The sequence below is a fragment of the Sphingomonas sp. AAP5 genome (genome assembly GCF_004354345.1).
GTDB classification, from domain to species: Bacteria; Pseudomonadota; Alphaproteobacteria; order Sphingomonadales; family Sphingomonadaceae; genus Sphingomonas; species Sphingomonas glacialis.
In genome coordinates this window covers 1-16,830 of the sequence record NZ_CP037915.1, presented here as the reverse complement: position 1 = coordinate 16,830, position 16,830 = coordinate 1, and the positions used below count along the sequence as shown (strand labels likewise).

Below are 16,830 nucleotides of genomic sequence, written 5' to 3'. Positions count from 1 at the left end.
GGACGGCCGGGGCATAGATCGCTCGCGCACCCGTAGGGTCACAACGGAGTGGAGAAGCCCGCTGGCGGGCTTGCGCGGGGGGGGCGCCCCGGCCAGGACGTAGGAGCCCGAAATGCCGCGCGGATCGTCGACCTGGAAGAGACTTCAGGTCGAGGCTGATGCTGGACGACCATGCCGATCGCGGCGTATCGTTCGATCATGGAAACGGCTGCCAATATCGTTGCCCTGTGGCCCCGGTGGATGGAAAGCGTCGGCGACATGCTCCGAATGAACGCGTTGGTTCGGATCCGTTGCTGCAAATGCGGGACGCTGATGCGGGCCGAGCTGGAAGACATCGTGGCGCGCCACGGCTCCGACTATTCGCTCGTCGACAAGCTGGAGCGCTGCCGGATGGTCGAGTGCGAAGGGTCTACGTTCTATCTCGCGTCGCGAACCTATGGCCGGGAATGGGTGACACTCCTGCGCGACCCGCGGCTGATGAAGGTGTTCGAGGAACTGCCGCCTGTCCGGACGGCGTGGAGCTGATTGCCCGCGTCCGAAAGAGATACCGTCTGAATTTGCATCCCGCACCAAATCGGTGGTTGGAAGGGGGTAGAAGCCTTTCGTCCAGCAGCGCTGCCGTGCTTGCGCAGCGGGGCCGGGGCGGGCTCGATGCCCGCTCCGGCGCCTTCACCGTTGAAGAGCGGGGAGGGGAGGGGAGGGGGGCCGAGGCCCCCCGGGAGGCTCAGGCGTAAGGGTCGTACTCGTTGACGATCGTGAGCGAGCTGTCGTGATCCTCGGCGGTGATGACGGCGTACCCCGTGCCGACGGCAATGACCATGGTTGCCACCATCAAGGTTCTTGCGAGGCCCATGGCGTTTTTGCGGGCGATCCAGATATCGTTGAACATGTCCGAGGCTCCTGTGAAGCCGGCGGGGTTCATCCCCGCTCGACAGGCGCCCGACAGGACGGGGAAGGGGCGCGATCACTTTTATCGCTTGCGAAAAAAGCCGTAGCGAAGCGCCCGGACCCCTTGCGGGTTGATCGTACAAGGCCCTGAGCCGGCCCAAGGATTGCGCCTCAAGAGCGGGGTGAAGCCCGCCTGCCCGGAACGTCGTGCTCAGCGTTGGTTTGCCGGTAACGCGCCCCCTCGCGGGCGCGGTGGACACCTGTTCATTCCGTGCCCCCTCTCGGCGCCCCGATGTCGACAGGGACAGTGCGCTGCGCGGCGGTGCAACCCCGGCCGGGCCAGAATGGAAGGAAGTTGCCGCTTTTCGGAAAGACGTTTCCGCGCTGCGCGCCCGTCAGTCGATCGTCACCCGAACGGGCCGAGACCGGCTACGGGCTCGGTGGAGCGAAGCGGAATAGAGCGACGGTCCCGGCTTCGCCGGGAGACGCCAACTCGTCTCGACACACCGACACAGGCTACCCGGCTTCATGATAAGGCTTAGACTGAATGGCGATCCCTACCGTCCTCTATGCATTGGTAGTCGACGACGATCCGCTCATTCTCAGGCATGCGTGCGACATTCCGGACGGAGCGGGTTTTCACTTTCACCAAGCGGGTACGGGCGAGGAGGCTAAGGCCTTCCTGGGCGATGACGCCGACGGTGTGACGCTCATGTTCTCCGGCGTGGCGATGCCCTGCGACTGCGACGGGTTCGCGCGAACCCATTACGTTGCCGAGTATTGGCCCTGGATCGAGATCGTGCTCACAAGCGGCAACGTGACGCCATGTCCGGGGGACATGCCCGACAAAGCAACGTGCATCGGCAAGCCTTTCGACGATCGCATGCTCCAGCAACATCTCACGGAGAAGCTGCCGGACAACAGGCAACTCGAACAGCTCAAGCGCGCGGTGTAGCTGTGTTTTCGTGAACTTATGACCTTGCGGTCCTGATTGGCCGGTGAACGCTAAAAGAGGCCCGGAGCGTCAGCTCCGGGCCCGTACTGCCTCCCTCAGAAGGGGACGTCATCCGCCTCATCGTCCTGCGCGGCGCCTTGGCGTTCCTGGCGGCTTTTGCCGTAGGAGAGGAAGGTCACTTCGTCGGCGATGATCTCGACACCGTAGCGCTCGATGTTCTGATCGTCGGTCCAGCGGGTGTAGTGGATGCGGCCCCGGACCATGACCTTCTGGCCCTTCTCGACATACTGCGCGACGGTCTTGCCGACGCCGTTGAAGCAGGTGATCCGGTGCCATTCGGTGTCCTCGACCCGGCGACCTTCGCCATCCTTCATGGTCTTGCCGTCTTGGTCGCGCTTGGGGCGCGAGGTGGCGAGGGAGAAGTTGGTGATCTTGGTGCCGCCCTGGGTGGTGCGGATTTCAGGCGTGGCGCCGACGTTGCCGGCGAGGATGACGAGGTTCTGCATTTCGAGGTTCCTTTTTTGCTCGCCGGGGGGTCCGTCCCCTCGACTGAACACCAAAAAAGACGGCCAGGACGCCCTCTCCACCGAAAGCGCGTAGACGCGCAGGGGAACCCCGATCGAAGGGGTGGTGCGGGCAGCCGTGGCACACGGCAACTCGGCCCGAATGATCGCGGGTTGGAGCGGGTGGACGGCCGGATTAGGTCGTTCAGGAAAGAGAGGGGATGGCCCCCCACGGCGGGCAACGGACATAGAACCGTGAAGCAGAACGCCCTTGTCGCGTTGCTCGTCCGGCAGTGCCACTATGCCTTGATCCCGCTATCCGGGCGGCGCTGACACCCTACCTCGCTGGTGATCGCGCCCTGCGCCGGTGTCTGTCGTGAAGGATGATGGTTGCGGCGTGGACCTTGGTGCCGCCTTTCGCCGTCACGGCGCGCGCGCGTCGTGCGTGTCGAGATGACGATGGGGGGTTCGTGCTGCGCAGCGCCCCGCCCGGACGGCAGGAACCGAACGCGGCTGTCGTGATTCCGGCAGCGCATCCCCCCTGGCATAGAGCGGCGAAGCCGGCGCAGAGACCAACGCGGTGAGGTGGCGTGTGGCCTGAACGAGAGGCACACGGCGCGGGGCAGACTCCGGCCTCGCCCCACGGAACCGCTCCGCGTCGGAATCGCGATGCGGGCACGGTAAGCCCCCCGTCAGTCGATCGTCACCCGAATGGGCCAAGACCGGCTAAGGGGCTCGGTGAAGCGAAGCGGAATAGCGCGCTGGTCGCGACACTATTGGCCCCGAACCTTCGCGAGCTTGCCCTTAGGAACCAGTCATCACCGCTCGGCTGTTCGCCCTGGGAAGCCTGCACGACCGATCATGACCTCGACAGCGCGATCCGCGTCGTCATGCAGGCGGGGGCCGGCGACGGTGACGGTGACGAAAACCCTCTTGCCGCTCGCGCGAGGAGCGCTGCGATTGTCCGTCATGACGACGTGGCAGGTATCGCCGTCAGACGAAGCGCGAAACGCGAAACGCGAAGCGACCGCAATGCGCAGCCGTCTGTTACGGGTTGGGCGAGGCATCGGTTTGCTCCCAGATGGGGTGGAAGTGAGTGGAATCTGCGGGGAGGCGGCAAAGGGCGAGGCCGCTGGCTTTGCCAGCGGCCGAGCCGAAGCTCAGGCGACCTCTCGGTCGCGCTGAGCGTTCTGAGCTGCGGGCGGGGTCCCCAGCGGACCGCGACGATCGACCACGCGGATGCCGGCCTTCTTGGCGTCGATGACCAGACGCTCGGTCACGCCGTTACCCTGGAAGGCGATGACGTAGCGGGGCTTCAGCGAGAGCATCTGCTCGTTGCGACGGAAGCCGGCACGATCACCCAGCTTGCGATCGAGACCGAAGCGGACTTGCTGGATGCCGTTTTGCTCGGCCCACGACGCCGCGATTCGCTCGATCCCCTTCATGTCGCCGCCATGGACGAGATACATGTCGCCGACGCGCTCCCGAACCGCACCCAGGGTACGCAGCAGATTGTCGCCAAACGCCTTCATGTCCTCATCGGTCCGGAAGGTCAGCCGTCCCCCGGCAAATACTACTGGCGTGCCCTGTGCAGTGTTGGCGTCGCGGACCCGCTCGCGCCGAGCCTGGAGGAAGGCGCGTCCGTCAACGATTGCCGACGTAACCCCGAGCGAAATGCGGTTGCCGGTCGACGGGATCCAGGAACGGCCGGTCTCGCGGATATAGTGAGCCGCTGCGGTGTCGCGCATGTGTTCGTAGCAGGTGGCGGCCTCCTCGATCTTCTTGGCAAGGTCGATCTTGTCCTCGAGGTTGGCGGTGTTGATCTCCGAACCGTCCTGCTCTGCCAGGAGGAGCCTGATCTCGTCGGTGAGACGGTCAATGGTCGCGTGCTTCTTCGCCGCGGCCCGGTGGAAGAGGTTGACCAGGCCCCAGCCCATCTCCTCGATGTCGCGCTCGAGCGACGTGTTCTGGAGGGTTGCGAACAGGTCGCTCCAGATGGCGGTGGTGGTCTGCTCCAGTGCTTCGGTCGAGGGCGGGCACATGCCTGAAATGTCTTCGGCGCGGGGTTCGAGGTGTCCAAGCTCCAGAGCGGAGAGTGCGGCAGCGAGGGAAGTGGTCATGGGGTCAAGCCCTTCATCTGATCGAGGCCGGCGGCCTATCCGCCGGATGCGCACCTCCTGGGCGGCCGAATAAGAGACGCCCGCACCGGAGCGTAGCGGAGGGAAACCGCAAAAACCGGGGTGGTGCGGGCAGCCGCAAAGCGGCAACTCGGCCCGGATTTTCGCGGTTGCGGGGGTCTCGCGGCCGCCCATGTGCCGCATCTCTCTGGCGGAAGGCTGTCGGGCGTCAGGTGGCGTCGGGTGCAGACGTGACCACGCCTGCTGCTACGGTTGAAGTGGGGCTCAACCCGAACGTCGCGATGTCGTCGAGAAGTGCCTGCCCCGTTGCACACAAGCGGACCATCGCAGCTGGGGTGATTCTCAACGCTCCATCGGCGCCGATCGCGTCGATCATGATGTGTAGCGGGTCAACCAGATCCTCGCTCCGGGTCACGGCATGGCCCGCGCACGCCGCCACCTCGGAGAACAGGCCCGGGACGGGCAGGACGGAGGCATCGCCCCCATCCGGGACAAAGCGCCAAGGATCGACTTCCGCACCTTCAGCGATCGCGCAGACATAAGTGGGATGCTCCGTGTCGAGGCTCTTCCACCCGTCGGTCGTGTGCGACGCGTCGATCGCGGAGCGGCAGGCGCTGACAGCGTCCTCCGCCTCAACCGTGATTTCCGCTCGGTAATGGGCAGGGTATTCGAAAGGGGTCGGTGAAGGTCTTCATGAGACCGGACTTCTGAAGGTTGGCAAAATTGGAGACCCAAGCGGTTCGGGTCATTCGTAGCGGGGACGCTCGGCCGGAAAGGCGAGAGCGGGCCAGCCTTCGTGGGCGTGGGTCCCGAAGCGACCAGCGGAGAGGACGCTGCTGATCTCACGCGCGTGATCGCCGACGTTCCAATCGCGATTGAGATGCGCCTTAAACTCCAGCGCCATCATTCACCCGTGGTCCTCGTGACCCTCGGCAAAGGTGACGCCGAAGGCGGTCAGTGCCGGTTCGGTGCAGAGTTCGCCGGAATCTCAGTACCATGTTGATGGTCTTCGGCCAGCGCGTCGGACGCGCGATGAAAGTCGTCGAGCCAGCGCCCCATCGGGACGCGTTGCTCAGGGAGAAGCGCGGCCTGCGCGGCCTGAAAATCGAGTAGCGCCGAGGGCGCCGTCTCGATGATGCGGTCGACTTCGGCCGGTGATAGGAGGCCGCGTTCGCGGATGAACTCGGTGATGCTGCCGGGACGCGGCGTCGCACCACGCCGGCCCCCCAGGCGGCGATGACGGGCGGGCGGTCAGCCACTGGCCGCGTCCCGCACGACGATCGCCGCATGAACGATGCGGTAGGCGCGCTTCCGAAACGCCGGGATGCGGCAGATCGCGCGGCTTTCCGGGTCACGGAACAGCGGCGTCTTGCCCTTGGGGTTCGCGACCACCTCGAAGCGGCTGCGGTCGCTGCCGTCGCTGAAGCGCATGGGTTCATCGAAGATGATCGTTTGCCCGGGCTTCGGCGTCGGCTTGGCCCGGTCGAGCTTCTTGGCGAGCAGGTTGGCGCGGCACCGCGCGCGCCAGGCCAGGGCGTATTCGCTGTCCGTTTCGGTCAGCTCGTCGAGGATCGCGGCCGGGCACTCGCTCTCGTTCGGCCCGACCGTTTCATCCATGTCCTTAAACCCGAACGTGCAGCCGTCGCGCGCGCCGGTGCTGGTCTTGGTGAGGCAGACGATGCCGAATACGACTCGTTCGGCGTCGTCCGCCAAGCGCTCGCAAGCGGCGTAATAGGTCGATCCGACCATGGCGGATGCCAGCACGGTGAGGCGATGTGTGTCGCGCTGGTAGGTGAACTGGTTGTCGAGATACGAGCGCGGGGTGGCGTAGCCACCCATATCGCGCATGAAGAGCCAACCCATGATAAGTCTCCGGTGACGTGAGGATCAGGCGGCCGCGGCGAGGCGCGGAGCGCCAACGTCGCCAACCGTCGCGGTAAGCCGGCGCTGGAACGTGCTCACGTCCAGCAGCTCGGCGATCGGTGCGCGTTGAACGGGGCCGGCGTGTTCGCCGCCCCGGCAGCGGTTGAAGGTGATCTCGCTGTCCGCGAGGAAGCTGTGCGGACGCACCCGGATCGAGAGATCGGCGTGGCGCAGCTCGGTCGTGCCATCGTCACCAATTCCGCCCATGTCGGTATCGATGCGGACGTCATGCGCATTTAGGCCGATCGCCTCGGCAAGCGAAGCGAGCGCGAGGCGTGCCTGCCGATGGAAGGTGCGTTTCGCGGCGGCATCGTCGGCGACGCTGTTGCCGGCGATGTCGAGCAGCGCGGGTCCGGAGATGACGCTGTTGCGGTCTTCCGCGCAGCGGAGCCGCAGCTCGTTCGTGCTGGGCGCGCCACGTTCGGCGACGGACGCCAGGTTGCGGATCAGCAGCAGGATCGACGCGTCGCGGTCGATCGGTTTGCCGGCACGCCGGCAGTCGTCGACGCCAGCGTTCAGGGCGTGGAGCGCTGCGGGCAGGGTGCCGAGCGCGTCGGGAGAAAGCGCCTCATTGTGGCGGTAGTGCGTGTCGTAGAGCATGGCCGAACCTCCTGAGCGCCAGGGCGCGCTCAAAAGGCCGAAGGCTTCCTCTCCTCCGTCAACCGGGCTTTAGTCAGAGCATCCGGCCGACAGGATCGGCCGACCGTGAGGCTGCATCATACCCGCACTGCCAAGCCGTGCGGAGCTTGCTCCCACGGCGGTAATGGCAACGGTCGTTGCCCATGACGAAGCAGTGCCATCCCGATTTGTTGGCCTCCCACAGCGGGTCTTCTCGCGTGGGAGCGAGCAGGTCCATGAGGTCGACGCGCGTGGCGGCGTTCATGGCGGGCCTGCATGGTCGCCGAAGGCACCGGCAGGGAGCGTCCAGCGATCCGCCAGGATCGCAAGACGCCAGACCGGATCATCGGCTTGCTCCAATTCGTCGGGATGCAGCGTCGCGGCCGGAAACGCCGTGCCGCGATCAGCGAGCTGCGTGACGGTGAGCGAGCGATGGATCGTCTTCCCGCTCGCGGCTTCGCGAGCCGCAACCCGGCGGAAGGCGGCGGGGAAGACGAGACGGAGCGTCGCCCATTGGTCGGGCGATCCGAAAATGCAGGCCCGGCACGACAGACGCCCCCATCCCAGGACGTAGGCCGGGTGCGGACGAATGCGCGCTTGCGCGATCGCATCCCAGATCAGGCGTTCGGTCCAGTCATGGACCGGGCGCCAATGATCGACTGCACGCGCGATGGTGGAGGTGCGATGCGTTTCGAGCGTCGCATAACGCGCACGCGAGGGACTTTCCTCGGCGCGCTCGCCGGTGATGACGAGCGTGCGCCCCTCGAGGAAGCGGGGTTGATTCCGGATCGCGGCCGCGAGGACGTCGATCTTCAGCGCCGGGCTGCACCAGCGCACCCGAAGATCGGGAGACGTCTGGGGGAACAGCCCGCGCGTGCCGGCAGGGCAGTTGCCTCCGGCACGGCCGATGCCGGTCGGCGTCTCGAACGCGATGGGCGCGGTCGGCGCGTCGTCGCGTGCCAGCTCGCGCGCGAAGCCACCCTCGCGCCATGAGGCGTAGAGCGCGATGCCGAAATGCTCGGCGATCGCGCGGACATAGGCGGGCGTGCACGGCCAATCCATGAAGGTCGGGCCGTGGCCATCGACATCATGGTGATGCAGCTCGATCGCGTGTGCCGGCACGCCGAGGCTGAGGAGGTGGAGCAGGGCGGCAAGGCTGTCCTTGCCGCCACTGAATGCCACGACGAAGCGCCGGTAGGCGCCGAGGTCGGGGAGGGCGGCCGGAACGGTCACGCTGCTTCACGGATCTGTTCCTCGGGTTCGGCCGAGGCGTCGAGGCCGGTCGCGCGGAGCAGATAGCCGGCTGCGGCTTCGGCCTTCGCCGCGGCGGTCATGATCGCGCGGCTGTCCTTGCGCAGCACCTTCAACCACGAGCCGATATAGGCGGCGTGGTCGTCCATATGCGACGTCGGCAGACCGAGATCGGCACCGAGCAGCGCGGAGGTCATCTCGGCGCAAAGCTCCTCGAACGCGTAGGCGTCGTCGCCGAAGCGCTTGCCGAACGTGCGATCCAGCCGGTCGGGATGGCCGGTCCAGTGGCCAGCCTCATGGGCGAGCGTGGCGGCGTGGTAGGCGCGGGTCGAGAATAGCTCGACGGGCGGCATGGTGATGGTGTCGGCGGTGCGGTCGTAGAACGCGCGATCGCCGCGCGCGTGGACCGTTGCCGGCAGCGCATCGAGGAAGCGCTGCGCGCGCTCGGGGAGCGCATCGGCCGGGGGCACGATGCTGACAGGGCTCGGGTAGAAGTCGGTAGACAGCCCGTCGATCTGGTCGCAATTGAACACGGCGTAGGAGCGCAGCACGCGCCGCATCTCGTCGGTCGTGTCGCCGGTGACGACGGATTCGACGGTCTTGCTGTAGGATTTGTAGAAGATCGCGATCTGCGACCGCTCGCCCTCGCGGACCTGACCGCCAAGGGCCTGCGCTTGTTTGTACGTCATCCAGGTGCGCGAGTTGTAGCCCGCGCCCTCGGCGCACAACCACAGCCAGAAGCAGTTGATGCCCTTGTAGGGATCGCCGGTTGCGCGCAGCGGACGGCCGCCAAGGCCGGGGCGCCACGGCTTTACCCATGGACGCACCCCGGATTCGAGCTTGTCGATGATGGTGTTGGTGATGATGTCGGCAGGCGAGGGCTTGTCGGTGGTCTGTGCCACGATCGTTCTCCTGGTTGGGTTGAGGCGAACCGGCGTGAGCATCCTTCCCTCTGGAAGGGCGGTGCCGGGTCACAAAAAGAGGGGCGACACTCCGCGAAGAGTGCCGCCCCCAGGTGCCTCGAAATGTGCAAGCCGGCGTCAGGCCGCTTGGCTGAAATCCTCCTCTTCCTCGTGATCGATCACTGCATCGTCACCGGTGTCGAGGTCGGTATCCTCGTCCTCGTCCGGATCGATCCCCGTTTCGTCGTCGGCGAAGCTGGAGCGCAGCGGCGTGCGTGCCGCCTTCTCGATGCCGTCGAAGCGCATCGCCTCGGGCAGCCAGGCGGTCGCCTTCTCGCGGATCTCGGCTTCGACGATGCCCTGGCCGTTGCACAGCGAGGCGCAAGTGCCGGCAAGGTCGCCCTTCTTGGCGTCCTTGTAGCGGCCGCGCAGGATCGGGCCTCCGATCTCCTCGAGCGCGTCGAGCATGACGGGCTTCTTGACCCGGCCGAAGAAGTTCTCGGCCGTCGGGCGCCACCAATTCTCGACCTGGATGTCGAGGAGGCGACCGAGATGGTCATGGAAGCCGTTGCTGCGATAGCCCTCGGCGACGTTGAGCGTCGGTTCGAGTGTACGTGCTATCGAAAACGCGACCCACGCGCCCCGGGCCTCGTCGTCGAGCGCTCGGAAGGCGTCGAAGCGCGCGGTCATGGTCGGCAGACCCGCCCAGCTCGTGTCGAGCTTCTGGCGCTGGTCGTCGATCGTCTGCGACGCCATCGATCCCTCGTCGCGGAACCCGAAGATGGGGAATCCAGCGGCGCTCGACTTCAGGGTCGAGTGGTTCGGGATGTGGGCCTGCTCGAAGACCACGTTCTGCGCCATCAGGAAGATGGTGAGGTCGAGTGCCATCGCCGGGTCGCTGGCCATATGAGCGACGAGGATCTGGCGGCGCTGCGTCGCCAGTTCATCGATCAGCGTGGCGCTGAGCTTCGGACCCTGTTCGGCGTCGCCGGCAGCCCCTTCCACGGCTGCGCCGCCCGACTCCTTGGGGGGGGCGTTCGGATCGACGACCGGTTTTTCGCTGAAGAGGCGGGTATGAACGCGGGGTTCACCGTCGCCCCCGATATAGACGAACGTCCCGATCTGCGCTTTCAGCGCAGGATCGATCTCGTGACGGTCGTCCTCGATGGTCTCCAATTCGCGCTCGATCGCCTCGATGCGCGCGTTTGCCGCCTCGGCCTCGGCACTGCCGTCGGGCAGTTCCTGCTCGAGCTGGTCGATCAGCGCGTCGTTCTCGGCCGACAGTACCTCGACACGCGCCGTCTCGTCCTCGGTAAGGGCGCGGGCAGGCGCGTGATACTCATGAAGCTGGCGCTCGAGATCGTAAGGGACGTGCGTCGCCGCGATCGGCGTGACGAACGCCAAGCCCTCAGCTTGTGCCAGTTCGGCTGCTGCGGCTTCGAGCTTGCTGGCCGCAAGCGTCTCGATCAGGTCGACGTCGATCCAGTTCTCATCGCCCTCCGTGGCGAACAGGTCGCCCTCGATGCGGCCGCCTGCGGCGACATAGGCATCGCGACCGACAAAGCGGGCCTTGGCGTCGTTCGCCTTGACGGTGCCGTTGAGGATGGCGCGGCGGATGTTGTCGGGGTTGTCGCCGTAGTAGGACGTTTTCATCTGGGCGAACACGCGCGTCTGGCGATCGACGTCGGTGGTGACGGCGTAAGCCTGCGCCACGCCGAGCGTAATCTCGCCGGCTGCGAGCGCCTCGAAGACAGGCGGTGCCAGCTCGGCAAGGCGCACGCGCTGCTCGACAAACCGGGTGGTGACGCCCTGACGCTTGGCGACGTCCTCGGCCGTCATGCCCTTCTGGATCAGGAAGTTGAACGCGGTGCATTCGTCGGCCGGGTTCATCGGCAAGCGCTGGAAATTTTCTGCGAGGCTCGCCTCGATCGCGTTGTCGTCGTCGCCGAGGACCAGGACCGGAACGGTGTGGTCAGCGGGGAGGGTGCCCTGCTCGATTAGAAGCTGGAGCGCGCGGAGGCGGCGACCGCCCGCCTTCACGGTGAACGTCCCCGCCTTCTTGAGCGGGGTGACGATCAGATTCTGCAACAGCCCTTGGGCTGCGATGTTCGCGGCGAGGGGGTCGATTCCCGCGCCACGGTTAGATTTGCGCACATTGTCCTTCGACAGCGTCAGGTTCTTGACCTTCACGGACTGGATCATCGGTCATACTCCATTCGAGATCAGCGCGCCGCGTCCCGCGGTCACGCGAGCCTGGTCCTCCAAGCTCACAAAGCCGAAGGCTCCCTCCCCTCCCTTTGATGATCGGGAAGAGAGCCCTGTTCGGGTCAGGCGGTGATGCGGTCGATCACGATCGCGGCTGTCGCGACGGGAATGAACATCCGCGTCTTGTGCTGGATGATCTCGGTGAAGCATCCGGCTGCCTTCAGCTCGGCCAACCGCGTGTGCGGCCAGTCAAGCAATTCGAGCCGCTGCTGTCCTGCGACCAGGCTGCGCTTCAGCCGGTACGCACCGAGCGCGGTGATCTCAGCCGTCCCCATGACGTGCTTGGCGGTCTCGGCACCCGACACCGTGATGGTCGCAGCGATGCCGAAGGCGTCCGCGAGCTTGGTCACAAGCGGGGCGGGCACGATGCGGCCAAGGAAGGACTGGCCGTCATCGGTGTTGAGACGCCAGACCTGGACGTGATCGTCGGGCAGGCGGTCCCAGACCGGCAGGAGCAGGCCGGTGACGAGGTAGAGCGTGTTGGTGCGGGTCTTGCCCGACATCTCCTCGACCTCGGCCTGCCAGAGCGCGGAAAACTCCGCCTCGCTCGCATCTTCCCACATCGTCTCGAGCAGAAGATCCTGCCGCATCCGCTCGGTGCGCGTGGGGCGGACCAGCTCGTAGCGGCGCACGATCTCGCCATCGTCATCGGTGAGCGAGTAGGTGCTGCATCGGATCGCGGCCTTGCCCGACTTGCGGTTGACGATCAGACGGGCGTCGTCGCTTAAGGTTCGCAAAGCGCGATCGAGCGCGAGGGGCTTGTAGCGTTCCTCGGTTTCCAATCGGAGGATCTCGGTCTCGGCGCCGCTGGTCTGGTCGCGGCGGATGACGGTGCGATCGAGGATCGTGATGCGCTCGGCGTTGATGCTCTCGACACCCAGATCGAGCGTGCCGGCTTCCTTCGCCGCCTCGATTCGGGCCTCGATTAGCCCCAGATACTCGTCGAAGATCGCGTTCTGCATGGCAATACGCAGTGCAAGGATGCGATTGAGCCAGCGCTGGATCGGGGGCATCTCCTCCTTGAGCCCGCCACCTTCGCCCTCCAGCTCGAGGCCGGTCAGTTTCTGGAACTCGTCCAGCGTCGTCGAGCGCAGCTTGCCATCGGCGAGCAGGCGAAACCACTGATCGAGCGACTCCTTGGCATAGTCGCTTTCGAGATTGTCGCGCGAATCGAACAGGCCCTGACCGCCCGTTTGGCGCTGGCCGCGGGTGAGCGCGCCCAGGCTGTCGAGCCGGCGCGCGATCGTCGAGATGAAGCGCCGTTCGCCCCGGCAGTCGGTCGACACCGGCCGGAACAGCGGTGCGGTCGCCTGGTGGGTGCGGTGCGTGCGTCCGAGCCCCTGGATGGCGGCGTCAGCACGCCAGCCCGGCTCGAGGAGGTAATGGTTGCGGCGCGACTGGTTTTCGCACGTCAGGCTCGCATGATAGCTGCGGCCGGTGCCGCCAGCATCGGAGAAGATCAGGATCTTCTTCGCACCGCGCATGAAGGCGTCGGTCTCGGCGAGATTGGTGCGGGGTGAGCGGCTTTCGACGCGCTGGCGACCGTGAGCGTCCATGATGACACGCCGACTGCGCCCGGTTACCTCGGCAACCGCATCGGTGCCGAAATGCCCAATGATATGGTCGAGCGCGGAGCCGACGATGGGCAGCGCGCAGAGCTGCTCGAGGAGGTTGTCCCGCATCTCGAGCGCCTCCTGGCTGAAGACGGGGCGGCCGTCCTCGTCCGACATCGGTTCGGAGCGCGTTTTGCCGGTCTCGTCGACAAAGGTCTTCATCTGCCGGACCGGGAAGGCGGCCGTGAGGTACGACATGAGAAACTCCCTCGGCGAAAGTTCAATGTCGAGATTGGCGCGCTCCTCGACCGAAAGAGCCGCCAGTGCCCGGTTGAGCATCGCCTCGGACGTCGAGACGAGCTGGATGACGACGCTCTCGCCGCGGGCGAGATCGGCGCGGATCGCGGGAACGAGCGAGGGCAGCTTCATGCCGATCAGGAGTTGGCAGAAGAACCGCTGCTTGGTGGATTCGAAGATCGACAGTGCGGCCGCCTTGGCGCCGCTGTTATAGGTGTCGTTCGAGAAGCTGTCCGTCACGCGGGTCGCGTCCAGCGCCGCGCGCAGGTTGCTGTGGATGATCGCCCACGCATCGGCATAGGCGTCATAGACCTCGATCTGGTCGGCGGTCAGCTTGTGTTCGAGGATATCGTACTCGACGCCGGCGAAGCTCAGCGCGCGCGAGACGTAGAGCCCCTGCATTTTCAGGTCGCGGGCGATCAGCTCCAGCGCGGCGATCCCGCCCCGGCGCAGGGAGTCGACGAAGGTCCGGCGATCGGCGAACGCCGTGCCCGGACCCCACAGGCCAAGCCGCGTTGCATAGGCCAGATTGTTGACGTCGGATGCACCGGTCGCGGAGACGTAGAGTACGCGGGCGCGCGGGAGGAGGTTCTGGAGACGGACGCCGGCGATACCCTGGTCGGAGCCTTGTTTGGTGCCGAAGCTGCCTTCGCCACCTGCGACACCGGCCATCTCGTGCGCCTCGTCGAAAACGATCATGCCGTCATAGTCGTCGCCAACCCATTCAAGGATCTGCTGGAGACGGGTGCCCTTGTCGCCGCGATTGGAGCGCAGCGTCGCATAGGTGAGGAACAGCACGCCCTCGCCAGCACCGATCGGCGTTCCCAGCTTCCACTGGTTGAGATGCTGGATATCGAGTGCGAGACCGCCAACAGCGGTCCAATCGCGCCGCGCATCTTCGAGCAGCGTCTCGGTCTTGGAGACCCAAATGTGCTTGCGGCGACCGCGCAGCCACTGGTCGAGAATGATCGCGGCGACCTGGCGGCCCTTGCCAGCGCCGGTGCCGTCACCGAGGAAGAAGCCGGTCCGATACGGACGGCCATCCTCGGATGGTGCGATCGATAGCCCCTCCTCGACAGGTTTGAACAGGCCGGGGATGTCACGCTCGACGGCGTCGCCCGCATATATCAGCGTCTCGAGCTGTGCGTCGGAAAGCGTCTTCGCGTCGACGACGGTTTGCGTGAGCGTGGGGACGTAAGTCGGCCGCGGTGCGGTGATCGAGCCCATTGCGATCGATTCCACCAGCGCGGTTGGATGCGCCGATGCGCAGCCGATCGCGATCCGGCTGGGCCGGTATGGCAGGTACACACCGACAGACTCGCCGGTCGGGAGTGGCTCGGCGAACACGGTGTAATCGATCGGCGTCGCGGTCTGCGACCTCGCGGCTTTTGCAGGTGCTGCGTTGAGGCGCGGTTTGCTGGCGAGGCCGCCAAGCAGCGAGCTGCGCCCTGCAGGGCGCGCGAGCAGCGAGGCGGTGCGCGGGACATGCGCGGATACGGGGGAAGCGGCCTTTGCCGCGATCGCCGCGAGCGCCTCGGCGAGCGTCGCGCAGCGGATCAGTTCGGCCGGCGTGCCGGTGCCATTTTCCAACACCATGATCTTCACGGCCTGGCTGGTGCCGTGCTTGGCATAGGCATCTGCCGGCAGCTCGAGGTGCAACGTGAGGGTGCAACCCTTCGTCGCTTTGGCCCAGGCGCGGCTCGATGTGTCCACGCGATCGGGCAGGATTGCGGCGCAGCGGCCTCCGGTGCCGAGACGCATCAAGGCGGCGCGAAGATGCCGGAACGCTGCCAGCGGGTCGGCGTGGCGACCGATGCTGCGCGAGAAGGGAGGATTGATGAGGACGGCCGTTGGCCGGATCGTTGGTTCGAGTAGATCGTGGATCAGCTCGCCGTCGTGCCGCGTGACAGCAACGCCCGGGAACGCGGCAGCGAGCATCTCAGCGCGCGCCGGATCGATCTCATTGAGGACCAGGCGGGCACCGACGCGGTGCGCGAAGGCGGCGAGTAGGCCTGTCCCGGCAGACGGTTCGAGGACCAGATCCGTGGCCGCGATCCTGCCGGCGAGCGCAGCTAGGTAGGCGATCGGGGCCGGGGTCGAGAATTGCTGAAGCTCGATCTGCTCCTCGCTGCGAACGGTATGCGTCGGCAGGTTGGCGACCAGCTCGGTCAGCGCGGCAAGGCAATCGCCGGGTGTGGACGGCAGGTCGGCCTTCGCCAGGTGCATGACCTCGGCGAGTTCGAGCATGTCGTAAGCGTCGCGTAGCGACCAACGACCGTCGGCCGAGGATCCGCCATAGGCTTGCTCCATGACCCACAGCAGCGTGTCGCGCTGGAGCGATCCGTTCCTGGCGATGGTGTCGGCGACCGCCTTGGCCGCCGTGATCGAGGGTTCGGTGAAGTCGAGTTCGAGAGCTGCGGCTGAGGTGCGCATCGAGGGCTTCCTTCTTGTCGCCCGGTGCTCATCACCGGATCAACAAGCCGAAGGCTCCCTCTCCTCTGCACGCCTTGTGCCCGACGAAGCATCGCTACCGCGAAGCCATCTCCCAAAGCCGGTTGGGACGCGTCGGCCGCAGCTAGTTGCGTAGAATGTCAGGCATATGGATCGATATCAGGCGGCCAACGCGGCTCGACTTCCTGTCAAACGATCCTTGGGCTTCATCACAACAACCGTCTCGGGCTTCCCGACCCGTCGGCCTAGTTTATCCCGCGCAGGGACTTCCGGAACAACTTCCCGAACTTCGATTGAGTAGCTCGGCATTTTATTCTCGGCTGCGATCTTCTTCAGCTGACTTTTCAACGTGCGGAGCGGCGACGTTGAGCCGATCTTCGCACCCAGCATTTCCAGAGGCATTTCATATTCTTCATCACGACAATAGCAGTGCGCCAATTCATAAAGGCGTCGTTCAATCGAGCCGAGACGAAAATAGTCGTTGTGGTAGTCATAGATACGGCTGTCACGAGAGACCGCGCGGACGAGCCAGTCACAGAGCTGGACGCGGACCGGCATGAGTTGATCGACGCCGCTCGCCGTTTCGCGAGTGGTCGCCTGCGCTTCCGCGAACCAAGAGAAGAAGCCTTTCGTCCCCACGGTGCCAGTTTTGATGTTCGTCCGGATCTGCGTGCCCTGCAAACGACCGAGCGCTTCGATGAAGCGATCGTAATCACGCTTCGATGGGCGTCCAACGCCGGTCGCCCGGAAGAAGTCGTGTGCATTGAAGGTGAAGACGTTCTGTACTTCACCCCCGGTCCGACCAATATGCTGCACCATCAGCGACAGGACGTATATCAGGACCTCTTTATCCCACATCGTCGCGATACCGCTCGAACTGGGCTTGATCTCGATTTTGACGCCGTCCATCTCGTAGGTCATCGCCTCCATCTGAGGCCGCTTCGCTAACGAGAAGAGTGGAAAGTCCATGATACTCTGCTCGCCACGGACTTTGCCGTGCAGCGGGCTGTCGAGATAATCGAACAGCTTACCCTGGGTGAGAGCGACTTCTCGCGAATCCATCGTCGGGGCTCCCACCAGCTTCAC

General features: G+C 65.5%; 15 protein-coding genes. 2 read left to right on the top strand and 13 right to left on the bottom strand.

Annotated features, from left to right (window positions below; translation table 11 throughout):
• Positions 1-171 precede the first annotated feature (171 nt).
• Positions 172-525 carry a hypothetical protein gene (locus tag E2E30_RS19765; RefSeq protein WP_240699161.1) on the top strand — a complete coding sequence of 118 codons (354 nt, stop codon included), beginning with the start codon at positions 172-174 and terminating at the stop codon, positions 523-525.
• Between the two features lie 199 nt (positions 526-724).
• Here E2E30_RS19765 and E2E30_RS20880 read toward each other — a convergent pair whose 3' ends face one another.
• Positions 725-889 (bottom strand): hypothetical protein, encoded by a 165-nt coding sequence (locus tag E2E30_RS20880; RefSeq protein WP_165954602.1) that lies wholly within the window; start codon positions 887-889, stop codon positions 725-727.
• Positions 890-1,435: 546 nt separating this feature from the next.
• Here E2E30_RS20880 and E2E30_RS19760 point away from each other — a divergent pair.
• Positions 1,436-1,843 (top strand): response regulator, encoded by a 408-nt coding sequence (locus E2E30_RS19760; RefSeq protein WP_133192391.1) that lies wholly within the window; start codon positions 1,436-1,438, stop codon positions 1,841-1,843.
• A 95-nt stretch (positions 1,844-1,938) separates the two neighbouring features.
• On the opposite strand, the gene E2E30_RS19755 is transcribed toward E2E30_RS19760, so the two are convergent.
• The 12 genes from E2E30_RS19755 to E2E30_RS19700 form a co-directional block, all read right to left on the bottom strand.
• Positions 1,939-2,349: a single-stranded DNA-binding protein gene (locus E2E30_RS19755; protein ID WP_133192390.1), complete on the bottom strand. Its 411-nt coding sequence runs from the start codon at positions 2,347-2,349 to the stop codon at positions 1,939-1,941.
• 815 nt (positions 2,350-3,164) lie between these two features.
• A complete protein-coding gene (locus tag E2E30_RS19750) occupies positions 3,165-3,413 on the bottom strand; it encodes a hypothetical protein (protein WP_133192389.1) in 249 nt (82 codons plus the stop codon).
• A 93-nt stretch (positions 3,414-3,506) separates the two neighbouring features.
• Positions 3,507-4,466: a DUF2493 domain-containing protein gene (locus E2E30_RS19745; RefSeq protein WP_133192388.1), complete on the bottom strand. Its 960-nt coding sequence runs from the start codon at positions 4,464-4,466 to the stop codon at positions 3,507-3,509.
• A 226-nt stretch (positions 4,467-4,692) separates the two neighbouring features.
• Positions 4,693-4,860: a hypothetical protein gene (locus E2E30_RS20875; protein ID WP_165954601.1), complete on the bottom strand. Its 168-nt coding sequence runs from the start codon at positions 4,858-4,860 to the stop codon at positions 4,693-4,695.
• 369 nt (positions 4,861-5,229) lie between these two features.
• On the bottom strand, positions 5,230-5,391 hold the full coding sequence (locus E2E30_RS20870; protein ID WP_165954600.1) for a hypothetical protein: 162 nt from the start codon (positions 5,389-5,391) through the stop codon (positions 5,230-5,232).
• Positions 5,392-5,735: 344 nt separating this feature from the next.
• Positions 5,736-6,323, bottom strand: a complete 588-nt coding sequence (locus E2E30_RS19735) for a DUF6927 domain-containing protein (protein WP_240699160.1) — start codon at positions 6,321-6,323, stop codon at positions 5,736-5,738.
• Between the two features lie 48 nt (positions 6,324-6,371).
• A complete protein-coding gene (locus E2E30_RS19730; RefSeq protein ID WP_133192386.1) occupies positions 6,372-7,007 on the bottom strand; it encodes a hypothetical protein in 636 nt (211 codons plus the stop codon).
• A 279-nt stretch (positions 7,008-7,286) separates the two neighbouring features.
• Complete coding sequence (locus E2E30_RS19720) at positions 7,287-8,258, bottom strand: phosphoadenosine phosphosulfate reductase domain-containing protein (protein WP_133192384.1); 972 nt, start codon at positions 8,256-8,258, stop codon at positions 7,287-7,289.
• On the bottom strand, positions 8,255-9,178 hold the full coding sequence (locus tag E2E30_RS19715) for an ArdC family protein (protein ID WP_133192383.1): 924 nt from the start codon (positions 9,176-9,178) through the stop codon (positions 8,255-8,257). The genes E2E30_RS19720 and E2E30_RS19715 overlap by 4 nt, the downstream gene beginning before the upstream one ends.
• Before the next feature lie 138 nt (positions 9,179-9,316).
• On the bottom strand, positions 9,317-11,380 hold the full coding sequence (locus E2E30_RS19710; RefSeq protein WP_133192382.1) for a ParB/RepB/Spo0J family partition protein: 2,064 nt from the start codon (positions 11,378-11,380) through the stop codon (positions 9,317-9,319).
• Positions 11,381-11,505: 125 nt separating this feature from the next.
• Positions 11,506-15,726 (bottom strand): strawberry notch-like NTP hydrolase domain-containing protein, encoded by a 4,221-nt coding sequence (locus tag E2E30_RS19705; protein ID WP_133192381.1) that lies wholly within the window; start codon positions 15,724-15,726, stop codon positions 11,506-11,508.
• Between the two features lie 177 nt (positions 15,727-15,903).
• The gene (locus E2E30_RS19700) at positions 15,904-16,806 is read right to left on the bottom strand and encodes a replication initiator protein A (protein WP_133192380.1); all 903 of its coding nucleotides are present in this window, start codon (positions 16,804-16,806) and stop codon (positions 15,904-15,906) included.
• Between the last annotated feature and the right edge of the window lie 24 nt (positions 16,807-16,830).